This is a genomic window from Pedobacter sp. Bi126 (genome assembly GCF_918698245.1).
Lineage (GTDB): Bacteria > Bacteroidota > Bacteroidia > Sphingobacteriales > Sphingobacteriaceae > Pedobacter.
Genome location: NZ_CAKKMS010000003.1, coordinates 932,515 through 944,554 on the forward strand (window position 1 = coordinate 932,515; position 12,040 = coordinate 944,554).

Below are 12,040 nucleotides of genomic sequence, written 5' to 3' on the forward strand. Positions count from 1 at the left end.
CGTGTTAGTCCGTGCTTCCGTGGCAAAAAATAAGATAATCAGTGTTTGCACTTGCAAAAAACTAACAAACAAAATGATGAAAATAAAAATATTGTTAACCCTGATCTGTACAAGCTTAATACTATCGTGTTATGCGCAGCAGCCTACCGATTCTACCGCAGAAAAAATGCTTGTATATCAACTCGGCAATGGCGGTTGGCCTAAGCAGTTGGAAGATAAAAGTGTGGTTAACTATGGTGCAACCTTAACACCTGAGCTTTTGGCCAGGATAAAAGCCACAAAAGATCTGCATGCTACATTCGATAATAGGGCCACCAGCAGAGAAGTGGTATACCTCGTTCAAGCCTATAAAAAAACGCAGAATAAGGCTTATTTAACTGCAGCTGAAAAAGGATTGGATTATATTTTAGCTGCCCAATATGCAAATGGCGGCTGGCCTCAGTATTATCCGGATAAAACTTTGTACCGTTCGGAAATTACGTATAATGATGATGCAATGATCAATGTGTTAAATATCCTACAAGATATTGTTACACAGAAAAATGATTTTGAGGTCGTGAATCCAGCTTACATCAAAAAAGCCGAAAAAGCCATTATAAAAGGTATCGATTGCATTATTAAAACACAAGTAAAGCAGAACGGAGTGCTAACCATTTGGGCTGCGCAATACGATAAAGACTCGATGTTACCTGCAAAAGCAAGAGCATTTGAGCCGGCTTCGTTAAGCACAAGTGAATCGGCAGGCATTGTCCGTTTCCTGATGAGGCTTAAAAACCCTTCACCAGAAGTGAAAAATGCAGTTGCAGCAGCGGTGAAATGGTTCGATACCTATAAAATTGCCGGCTACCGTTTTGATCGGAACAAAAATATTTCGGCTTTGGTTGCCGATAACACCAGCATGGCTTGGGCCCGTTTTTACGATATAGAGAAAAACACCCCGATTTTCGGCGACCGCGACAATACGATTAAAACAAAATTGGAAGAGTTAAGTCCTGAGCGGCGAAACGGTTATGCCTGGTATGGCAACTGGGGGCAAAAATTAATTGAAAAGGAATACCCGAAGTGGTTAAGCACGAATGGGAAATAAATAAAATATAAATCGTGATTGCTAGGAATAAAGCAATGACGGAAATCGCAAGGATATGATTTTAAACAAAGAAAATTTAGCAAACATTAACGGCGACAAGGTTACTAAACCAAGCGCCGAAATTTTGGCTTTACCGGAAAAAGTAATTCAGTTTGGAACAGGCGTTTTATTACGTGGTCTGCCTGATTATTTTATTGATAAGGCCAACCAGAAAGGTATTTTTAACGGACGTATTTTAGTGGTTAAATCTACTTCAAAAGGCGGGGCAGATGCATTTTCGAAACAGGATAATTTATACACGCTTTGTGTAAAGGGTATCGAAGATGGTGTTAATGTTGAAGAAAATTCAATCAACTCTTCTATTAGCCGAGTGCTGTCGGCTTCGCAAGATTGGGCCGAAATTTTAAAAGCGGCCCACCAGCCAGAAATGCAGGTTGTAATTTCGAATACAACTGAAGTTGGGATTGTTAAAAGCGAAGATAAAATAACTGATAATCCACCACAATCTTATCCAGGAAAATTACTTGCATTCCTGCACGAGAGATACACTGCTTTTAATGGTTCGGCCGAAAGTGGAATGGTGATTGTTCCAACGGAATTAATCAGTGATAATGCTGATAAATTGAAAGAAATTTTATTAGATCTGGCCATCCAGAATAAATTGGGATGGGATTTCGAAAACTGGTTAAAAACGGCCAATCATTTCTGCAAAACTTTGGTTGATCGGATTGTTCCGGGAAAACTTCCTGAAGCCGAACAAAAAGCGATTGAACGTGAACTGGGTTATGAAGATGAACTCATGATTATGGCCGAACCTTTCAGGCTTTGGGCCATCGAATCGTCAAGCGAAAAAGTGAAGGAAATTTTATCTTTTGAAAAGGCTGATAAGGGGGTTTTTATTGTTCCATCGATCGATAAATTTAAAGAGCTAAAACTCCGTTTACTTAACGGTACGCACACCATTAGCTGTGGATTGGCCATTTTAGCTGGCTTTAATACCGTAAAAGAGGCTATGGCGAATGAAGATTTTTCAGCCAATGTGTTAAAACTGATGAAAGATGAAATTGCCCCTGTTGTAGTAAATGAAGATATTACCTATGACGAAGCGATTGCCTTTGCAGAAAGCGTAATCGACCGTTTTAGCAATCCGTCCTTAGAACACCAGTGGCAAGCCATAACGCTAAACTTCACCTCAAAAATGCAGATGCGTAACATGCCGTTAATCAGAAGGTATTACGCTTTAAAAAATGAAGTACCTCAACTTACCGCTTTAGGTGTGGCAGCATATATCCTTTTTATGAATGTGAATAAAGATGGTGATACTTACACGGCCAGCGCAAACGGAAAAACCTTTCCGATACAGGATGAATTTGCAGAAATTTTATACGAATACTGGAAAAACCCTGAAACGGTTGTAGATAATACCCTTGGCGACAGACGTCTTTGGGATAAAAACTTGAATAACTATCCTGGCTTTAACGCGGCCGTAAAATCTTACGTTGATTTATTACAGAACAAGGGTGCAAAAGAAACTTTAAGTAACTTGCATTCAGAAAGAACAATTTAAAATGGTTACTAGAATTTTAAAAATCCATCCCAACGATAACGTACTTGTTGCCCTGCAAAACCTGGCAAAAGGCGAAACCGTTATTTACGATGGACAGGAATATATTTTACAGGATGATATCCAGGCAAAGCATAAGTTTTTTATGCAGGATATGAATGCAGGTGATCACATTATTATGTATGGCGTACTGGTGGGGAAAGCGCAGCATTTCATCCTAAAAGGCGGCTTAATGGATACTGAAAACACTAAACACGCATCAGATCCTTACGAGTTTCGCCCGTATCATTACGAATGGCATGCACCTGATGTTTCTAAATTTGAAGGCAGAACCTTTAATGGTTATATTCGTAGTGATGGCCGCGTGGGAACTGCAAATTATTGGTTGTTTATTCCGACCGTTTTCTGCGAAAACCGCAACCTGGATGTGATCCGTGAAGCCTTGCACAATGAATTGGGTTATGCCGTAACCGATAAATACAAATCTTATGCCCATGAACTGGTTGAGGCTTATAAAAACGGCGAAATCCTGGAAGAAGCTGATCCAAGTTCAATTGGAATTGCAAATCCATCAGCCAACCGTGTTTTTAAAAATGTTGATGGCATTAAATTCTTAAATCACCAGGGTGGTTGCGGTGGTACCCGTCAGGATGCTGCTGTATTAAGTAAATTATTGGCTGCTTATGCCGATCATCCTAACGTTGCGGGCGTTACCGTATTGAGCTTAGGGTGCCAGAACCTACAGGTTAAAGATTTTATGGACGATTTAAAACACCGTAGTCCAAATTTCGATAAACCTTTATTCATTTTTGAACAACAGCAATCGCAAAGCGAAGAACAACTGGTTAAAGAAGCCATTAGAAAAACTTTTATTGGTTTAACTGAAATTAATAAAATCGAACGTCAGCCAGCGCCTTTAAGCAAACTGGTTTTAGGTGTTAAATGTGGCGGTAGCGACGGTTTTAGCGGAATTAGCGCTAATCCGGCAGTAGGTTATACGTCTGATTTGCTGGTGGCTTTAGGTGGCACTGTACTTCTTGCCGAGTTCCCTGAACTTTGCGGCGCAGAACAACAGTTAATCGACCGTACAAAAGATGAAACCGCAGCACGTAAATTCATCCAATTGATGACTGCTTACAATCAATCTGCAGAAAATGTAGGCTCAGGATTTTTCATGAATCCATCGCCTGGAAATATAAAAGATGGTTTGATTACCGATGCGATTAAGAGTACCGGTGCAGCCAAAAAAGGCGGAACATCGCCAGTGGAAGATGTTTTAGATTATACTGAGCCTGCTACAAAACCAGGATTAAATTTAGTTTGTACTCCTGGAAATGATGTGGAGGCTACTACTGGAAAAGCAGCATCTGGAGCAACATTAATCTTGTTTACTACAGGTTTGGGCACACCAACCGGAAACCCGGTTTGTCCAACCATTAAGGTTTCAACCAATAATGCATTAACCAAACGTATGGGCGATATTATCGATATCAACTGCGGCCCGGTAATCGAAGGCGAAAAAACCATCGAACAAATGGGAGAAGATATACTGGAGTATTGCATTAAAGCAGCCAGCGGCGAAGTAATTCCTAAAGCGGTATTGCTTAATCAGGATGATTTTATTCCATGGAAACGGGGAGTTAGTCTTTAGTGAGTCTGGAGTCATAAGTCCCAAGTCGTGAGTCTTGGAACCATATTCCGTGGTCTGTGTCCTCACAGACCACCAAGGGAATAAAACATAAATTGAGTTCTGATCTGTGAGGACACAGACCGGGGATAAATAAAAAATGAATAGATAAGCGGTTTGATCATCTCAAATCTCTTATCTCAAATCACATAGCATGAAACCTTTTTTAGACGAAAATTTTCTTTTGCAAAGCAAAACTGCTGAAAAGCTTTATCACAATTTTGCAAAATCATTGCCGATTATCGACTACCATAATCACCTTATTCCAGAGCAGATTGCCAATAACACTCAGTTTGCCAACATCAGTCAGGTTTGGCTTGCCGGCGATCATTACAAATGGAGAGCCATGCGTGCCAACGGTGTTGATGAAAAATACATTACAGGTGTAGGATCAGATTATGAAAAATTTGAGAAATGGGCAGAAACCGTTCCCTATACTTTACGCAATCCTTTATACCACTGGACACATCTGGAACTTCAACGCTATTTTGGTATAACTGATTTACTTTCTGGTAAAACGGCACAGAAAATTTTCGACGAATGTTCTGCAAAATTACAAACACCTGAATATTCTGTACGCGGTTTGCTGGCCAAAATGAATGTAGAAGCCGTTTGTACTACCGATGATCCTTTGGATAGTTTAAACTACCACCAGCAATTGGCAAGAGAAGGCGCAAACCTTAAAATGTTGCCGGCCTTCCGCCCGGATAAAGCGATGAACAGCGACGATATTGAAGGTTTAAATGAATATATTGACAAACTGGAAAGTGTTGTAGATAAAACAATCAGTAGCTTTCAGGATTATATCGATGCGTTGAAAAGCCGTCACGATTACTTTGCGGCAAATGGCTGTTCAGTTTCTGACCATGGTTTAGAGCAGATTTATGCTGAAGATTATACAGAAGCAGAAATTTCAGCAATCTTTGATAAAATCCGCAGTAAACAACATATTTCTTACGAGGAGAACCTTAAATTTAAATCGGCCATGCTGATTTATTTTGCAGAATGGGATCACGAAAAAGGCTGGGTGCAACAATATCACCTGGGTGCATTGCGAAACAATAATGCCCGGATGTTAAGGCAATTAGGACCTGATACCGGCTGGGATTCTATTGGCGATTTTAGTCAGGCCCGAATGCTTTCTAAATTCTTAAACCGTTTAGATAACCAGGATAAACTGGCAAAAACCATTATTTATAATCTTAATCCAGCTGATAATGAATTAATTGCAACGATGATCGGAAACTTTAACGATGGTTCGGTTGCGGGTAAAGTGCAATTTGGTTCGGCATGGTGGTTTTTGGATCAGAAAGATGGCATGATCAAACAATTAAATGCATTATCAAACATGGGTCTGCTAAGCCGTTTGGTGGGTATGCTTACCGATTCGCGCAGTTTCCTCTCTTTTCCCCGTCACGAATATTTCAGAAGGATCGTTTGTAACCTCTTTGGAGAAGACATTGAGAACGGCGAATTACCTAACGACTTGGAGTGGGTTGGCAAAATTGTTCAGGATATTTCGTACTTTAACGCAAAAAATTACTTTAAATTTTAACCAAAATAGGGCTTTAAAGAGGTATTTCGTTGGAATCAAATCATTTCAATCGTTTTCCTTCCATTTTCATAGCGTTGCAGAAAACAGCATGAAATACGCCGATTAGATACAAAAATGAGCACCCAAATATTCGCTTCATCAAAAAAAGGAGAAAAAGTTTTAAGCTTTGGTGAAATACTTTTGCGCATCTGTCCCGATATGGACGGCCAGTGGTTAAAAGAAAATAAACTACCATTTTATGTGGGCGGTGCGGAGCTCAATGTAGCAACAGCGCTGGCACTTTGGAATGTTCCTTCAACTTACTTATCGGCTGTGCCTGATAATTCGGTAACCAGAGAGATTGTAGATTATCTGGATGCACGGAACATTGATACCACACCAATGGTTTACCATGGCGAACGTTTGGGCTTATACTATCTTCCAAAAGGGAAAGACCTTAAAAATGCAGGTGTAATTTACGACAGGGCAAATTCTGCCTATGCAGATTTAAAAGTTGGCCAGATTAACTGGGATGAAGTTTTTGAAGGTGTGAGCTGGTTTCATTTCAGCGCAATATGTCCGGCGATAAATCAATCTATTGCTGATGTTTGCTTAGAAGCTTTAAAAGCGGCCAGTGGGAAAAATATTACCATTTCACTCGATTTAAACTATCGCGCCAAGCTTTGGAAGTATGGTAAAGATCCGATTGATGTGTTACCAGAACTGGCTCAATATTGCACCCTGATTATGGGCAATGTGTGGGCCGCCAATAAAATGTTGGGCACTGCACTTCACGAAGATTTAACACCAACAGAGGGTTATGCAAAGGAAACGTTACTGCAACAGGCAACAGATACTTCTAAAGAAATATTAAGTTTGTTTCCGGCTTGCAAGGCCGTTGCAAATACATTCAGGTTCGATCATGGTAAAGGCATCCGGTATTATACTTCCATTTATACCGCTGATGAATTAACGGTTTCTGAAGAATATGTTTCAGAAGAAATTTTAGATAAGGTGGGTAGTGGCGATTGTTTTATGGCGGGCCTGATTTATGGCTTTTACAACCAGTTGTCGGCCAAAGAAACCTTGAATTTTGCCACCGCAGCGGCATACGATAAATTATACATTCCAAGCGATGCTACAACCAGTACTGTAGCCGATATAGAAAAAAGAATAATACGCAATGATTAGCAACAAGCACAAAATTTTAGATGCCATTTTAGAGCAGGGCATGTTACCCCTTTTTTACCAGGATAGCGAATCGGGTAGCGTAGAAATATTACGCACTTTGTATAAAGCTGGCGTTCGTGTTTTCGAATATACCAACCGGGGTAAATCGGCCCTGCCGAACTTTAAAAAGTTAAAAGAAATCCGGGATGCCGAAATGCCTGATCTTTATTTGGGTATCGGAACCGTTAAAACGCCTGCAGATGCAAATGCATTTATCGAAGCCGGAACAGATTTTATTGTGGCACCAATCGTAAATCCGGCAGTTGCCGAAATTGCAAACAAAATTGGTATGCTTTGGATCCCTGGATGTATGACGCCGACTGAAATCAGTGTCGCTCAAGAGCACAAAGCCATGCTGATCAAAATTTTCCCTGCCAATATTTTAGGCCCTGAATTTATTTCATCAATTAAAGATCTTTTCGCCGGACAGCTGTTTATGCCAACTGGTGGCGTAGAAATTAATGCCGACAACCTAAAAACCTGGTTTAAATCAGGCGTTTGTGCCGTAGGTATGGGCAGCAAATTAATCAGTAAAGATGTGATGAGCAAAGGTCTTTATGAGGAGTTATTCGACAATACAAAATTAGCGCTTGACTTAATTCAGCAGAGTAAATAAATTTAACACACCCTAACCAAATGAACCAATCCAAAACAAGCAAATACAGATGGACCATATGTTTGCTGTTATTTCTAGCTACAACCATAAATTATTTAGACAGGCAGGTACTTTCGTTAACCTGGACAGATTTTATTAAACCAGAATTTCATTGGGATAATAATGATTATGGAAATATAACTGCACTGTTCTCTATTTTCTATGCAATATCGATGCTTTTTGCAGGTCGTTTGGTTGATAAACTGGATACCAAAAAAGGCTTTTTATGGGCAATAGGCGTTTGGTCTGTTGGAGCCTGTCTACATGCCTTCTGTGGCATTGCAACTGCCGGGATCATCAATGGAAACTGGTTTGTAGGATTTGAGGGTGCTAAAGAAGTTATTGCACGTGTTAACGATACCGGATTAATTGTTTCGGTAAGTGTTACCCTGTTTATTTTTGCCCGTTTTGTATTGGCTGTTGGAGAGGCGGGAAATTTTCCTGCTGCGATTAAAGCTACTGCAGAGTACTTTCCTAAAAAAGACAGGGCGTTTGCTACCAGTATTTTTAATGCAGGAGCTACGGTAGGTGCGTTAGCTGCACCGATTACCATCCCTTTTATTGCAAAAGCTTACGGATGGGAAATGTCGTTCATTATTATCGGTGCACTTGGTTTTGTATGGATGGGGCTATGGGTGTTTGTATATAACAAACCAGAGTTGCATAAAAGAGTTAGTCCTGAAGAGTTGGCTTATATTCAGCAGGATGTGATCAATGATCGTAAAATGGCTGATTATGTAGAAGAGACTAAAGAAAAAGTTTCGTTTATCGACTGTTTTAAATATAAACAAACCTGGGCTTTTGCTTTTGGTAAATTTATGACAGATGGGGTGTGGTGGTTCTTTTTATTCTGGACACCTGCCTATTTAAAATCTGTTTATGGAATGGATTCTACGCAAAGTGCACTTCCTTTATTTGTACTTTATATGATTACCTTACTGTCTATTATCGGCGGATGGTTACCAACCTATTTCGTTGATAAAAAAGGCATGAACCCGTATGAAGGTAGAATGAGGGCAATGCTGATTTTTGCATTTTTCCCGCTTTTAGCCTTAGCGGCACAACCTCTTGGGCACATTACCTATTGGATTCCGGTAATCATTATTGGCATTGCAGGTGCGGCTCACCAGGCATGGTCGGCAAATATATTTTCAACCGTAGGCGATATGTTTCCTAAAAAGGCAATTGCCACCATTACGGGTATTGGCGGTATGGCAGGCGGATTAGGCTCTTTCATTATCAATAAAGGCTCTGGTTTATTGTTTGATTATACAGGCAAAAATCAGATTGTTTTTATGGGTTTTAAAGGTGAGGAAGCAGGTTATTTTATTATTTTCTCTATCTGTGCGGTATGTTATCTTATCGGTTGGACTGTAATGAAAACCTTAGTCCCAAAATATAAAGTAATCGAACTAAAATAATTTAAAGGCTGGGGCTTAAGGAGCATAAAGAATCCTGATACCCGGCCTTTTTACAACAATAAATCTATACTTAAACTATAGACTTAACATTAATTTAACCCTAACAACAACCCAAATTGAGTACATCGCTAAACCTCGAAAGTATTTTCGTTGAAGAGAGCCAGATTCCAGATGAATTTAGGCTCAAGGAAGAAATCAATCAAAAAGAGTTTCTTTCAAATGGAGAGATGAAACCATGGAATGGACCATTTAATGAAGTGTTTTCTCCGGTATGCGTAAAAACCCCCGAAGGCTTAAAACGAAAGCGTATAGGTAGTTTTCCTGTTTGTACAGAAAAAGAGTCGACAGAAGCTTTAGATGCAGCTGTAGCCGCTTATGATAATGGCCGCGGACAATGGCCAACCATGAGCGTTGCTGATCGGATTAGCTGCGTAGAAAACTTCACTCATAAAATGATTGAGCAAAAAGAAATAGTTGCGAAATTGATTATGTGGGAGATCGGTAAATCCTACGCCGATTCGGTTAAAGAATTCGACCGCACGGTTGAGTACATCTATGCCACCATTGATGCACTGAAAGATATCGACAGGCAATCGTCACGTTTCGAAATAGAGCAGGGAATTGTGGCACAGGTTCGTCGTTCTCCACTGGGTGTGGTGCTTTGTATGGGGCCGTTCAACTATCCGTTAAACGAGACTTTTACGACGCTTATTCCAGCTTTGATTATGGGCAATACGCTTTTATTCAAACCACCTAAGCATGGGACCTTATTGCACTATCCTTTATTAGAGGCTTTCCGTTCCAGCTTCCCTAAAGGTGTTGTAAATACCATTTATGGCCGTGGCAATACCATTGTGCCAGGACTAATGAAATCTGGAAAAATTAATGTACTTACCTTAATCGGATCGAGTAAAGTAGCCAACGAACTGAAAAAACTGCATCCTAAAGTAAACCGTTTAAGGGCAATTTTAGGTTTGGATGCTAAAAACGCTGCAATCATTACTAAAGATGCCAATCTGGATTTAGCGGTTTCTGAAACGGTTCTGGGTTCGCTTTCTTTTAACGGACAGCGTTGTACCGCGATTAAAATCGTTTATGTTCACCGCAGTTTAGCACAGGAGTTTTTAAAACGTTTATCTGCAGAAGTAGAGAAACTGAAATTTGGTATGCCATGGGAGAAAGGCGTAAACCTCACACCGCTGCCCGAGCTGAACAAACCTGAATACTTAAAAGAATGTATTGATGATGCAGTTTCGCACGGCGCTAAAGTGATCAATAAAAATGGCGGACAAACTTTAGAAACTTTCGTTTATCCAGCTATTATGTATCCGGTAAACAGCAATATGAAACTATACCGCGAAGAGCAGTTTGGTCCGATCGTTCCAGTTGTTCCGTTTGATGATCTGGAAGAACCTATCGAATATTTAATTGGTTCGCCACATGGCCAGCAGGTGAGTATTTTTAGCAACAACGCTGCGGTAATTTCTTCGTTGATCGATCCTTTGGTTAACCAGGTAAGTCGTGTAAATATCAACTGCCAATGTCAACGCGGACCAGATGCTTTCCCTTTTACCGGTCGTAAAGACAGTGCTGAAGGAACGCTTTCTGTAGTGGATGCATTGCGTTCGTTCTCGATCCGTTCTTTGGTAGCAACCAAATTTACAGACGATAATAAAAAGTTGTTGAACGAAATTGTTAAAGGAGATGATTCGAACTTTTTAAGTACGAAGTATATTTTTTAAAGGATAATCGTCATTGCGAAGAGGAACGACTAAGCAATCTTAACACGAAGAATTAATTGTCGATTCTAGAAGATTGCTTCCCCGAAAGGTCTGGTCAGGCTCTCGGCTGAAAAGCCTTTTCGCAATGACATTTTAAATAGTTTTATATAGTCCTCGTTTGTAACGAGGATTTGCGAGATCCGCATTTGTAATGCGGGTAATGCGCTATTTATCGGCGATACAATCGCCTTTCTCATGCATCCTCGTTACAAACGAGGACGATTTTTAAAACACCCAATTCCGTGTGTTCTGTGTTTCCGTGGCAAAAAGCGTGTACAATAAAACATCTGTGTTTATCAGTGTGCATCTGTGGTAAAATTCATTTGAAAACGATTATTTACTTCAAGCTCTTTACCAAACTTAGCTTTAACTCTTTAATCCCTTTCACCACTAAACCGGCAATTTGTTTAGCCCCCTCAGGACTTAAATGTGTATTGTCTTTCTTGCCATTGGGGTAGTTCACATTGCCCGAATCAACATAGTTAAATAATTTAATGGATGGCTCTTCACCTAGGCGGTTTAGTAAACTTTCGGTCTTAACCAGCATATCAATTAAAGGAACACCTAAAGAATCGGCAACCTGGCGGGTTATGCGAGGGTAATCTCCATGAGAATCTAGTAAAACCCCATTCTTGAAACTTCTGCGGGAGATTGGCGTCAATAAAACAGGGAAAGCTTTTTTACTTCTGGTTTCTTTTACATAATTAACCAGATTGATCTTGAAATCTGCTAAGGATACACCGACAGCTGGTTTATCAACTTTCTCATCGTTATGCCCGAATTCGATAAAAACATAATCGCCTGGGTTTAACTCGGCCAATATCGGGTCCCAGCGTTTCTCTGCCCTGAAAGATTTTGTACTCCTTCCGTTTAAAGCCCGGTTATCAACGGTAACATCAGCCTTAAAATAAGACTGTAATGCCATGCCCCAGCCTGTTTCCGGATACGCTTTTTCTTCTTTATTTGCTGCGGTAGAGTCGCCAATGATATAGAGTTTTGTTTTCTTTGGGATGAATGTAAAAGAAAATAAAACGGCTATTGTTCCTGCCGCCAAAATTTTAAAGAAATTCTTGTTCATGTT

9 protein-coding genes are annotated in these 12,040 nt (G+C 40.1%); 8 read left to right on the forward strand and 1 reads right to left on the reverse strand.

All coding sequences use genetic code 11. From position 1 onward, the window contains the following. The first annotated feature begins 73 nt into the window (after nt 1-73). The 8 genes from pelA (at nt 74) to LQ201_RS14190 (ending at nt 10,920) form a co-directional block, all read left to right on the forward strand. Nucleotides 74-1,087 (forward strand): pectate lyase, encoded by a 1,014-nt coding sequence (gene pelA / locus LQ201_RS14155; RefSeq protein WP_230143273.1) that lies wholly within the window; start codon nt 74-76, stop codon nt 1,085-1,087. A gap of 55 nt (nt 1,088-1,142) precedes the next feature. Beyond that, nucleotides 1,143-2,654, forward strand: coding sequence for a tagaturonate reductase (locus tag LQ201_RS14160; protein WP_230143274.1), 1,512 nt, complete (start codon nt 1,143-1,145; stop codon nt 2,652-2,654). A 1-nt stretch (nt 2,655) separates the two neighbouring features. Continuing rightward, nucleotides 2,656-4,302 (forward strand): UxaA family hydrolase, encoded by a 1,647-nt coding sequence (locus LQ201_RS14165; protein ID WP_230143275.1) that lies wholly within the window; start codon nt 2,656-2,658, stop codon nt 4,300-4,302. Between the two features lie 190 nt (nt 4,303-4,492). Next, nucleotides 4,493-5,893, forward strand: a complete 1,401-nt coding sequence (gene uxaC, locus LQ201_RS14170; RefSeq protein ID WP_230143276.1) for a glucuronate isomerase — start codon at nt 4,493-4,495, stop codon at nt 5,891-5,893. Nucleotides 5,894-6,007: 114 nt separating this feature from the next. After that, entirely contained in the window at nt 6,008-7,063 is a 1,056-nt protein-coding gene (locus tag LQ201_RS14175; protein WP_230143277.1) for a sugar kinase, read from the forward strand. Then, nucleotides 7,056-7,718 (forward strand): bifunctional 4-hydroxy-2-oxoglutarate aldolase/2-dehydro-3-deoxy-phosphogluconate aldolase, encoded by a 663-nt coding sequence (locus LQ201_RS14180; RefSeq protein WP_230143278.1) that lies wholly within the window; start codon nt 7,056-7,058, stop codon nt 7,716-7,718. Before LQ201_RS14175 ends, LQ201_RS14180 begins: the two co-directional genes overlap by 8 nt. Nucleotides 7,719-7,738: 20 nt before the next feature. Beyond that, the gene (locus LQ201_RS14185) at nt 7,739-9,178 is read left to right on the forward strand and encodes an MFS transporter (protein WP_230143280.1); all 1,440 of its coding nucleotides are present in this window, start codon (nt 7,739-7,741) and stop codon (nt 9,176-9,178) included. Nucleotides 9,179-9,294: 116 nt separating this feature from the next. Further along, nucleotides 9,295-10,920, forward strand: coding sequence for an NADP-dependent glyceraldehyde-3-phosphate dehydrogenase (locus LQ201_RS14190; RefSeq protein WP_057930772.1), 1,626 nt, complete (start codon nt 9,295-9,297; stop codon nt 10,918-10,920). Nucleotides 10,921-11,296: 376 nt separating this feature from the next. Here the strand turns inward: LQ201_RS14190 and LQ201_RS14195 are convergent, their stop codons facing one another. Then, nucleotides 11,297-12,037 (reverse strand): rhamnogalacturonan acetylesterase, encoded by a 741-nt coding sequence (locus LQ201_RS14195; protein WP_230143282.1) that lies wholly within the window; start codon nt 12,035-12,037, stop codon nt 11,297-11,299. Nucleotides 12,038-12,040: the final 3 nt, after the last annotated feature.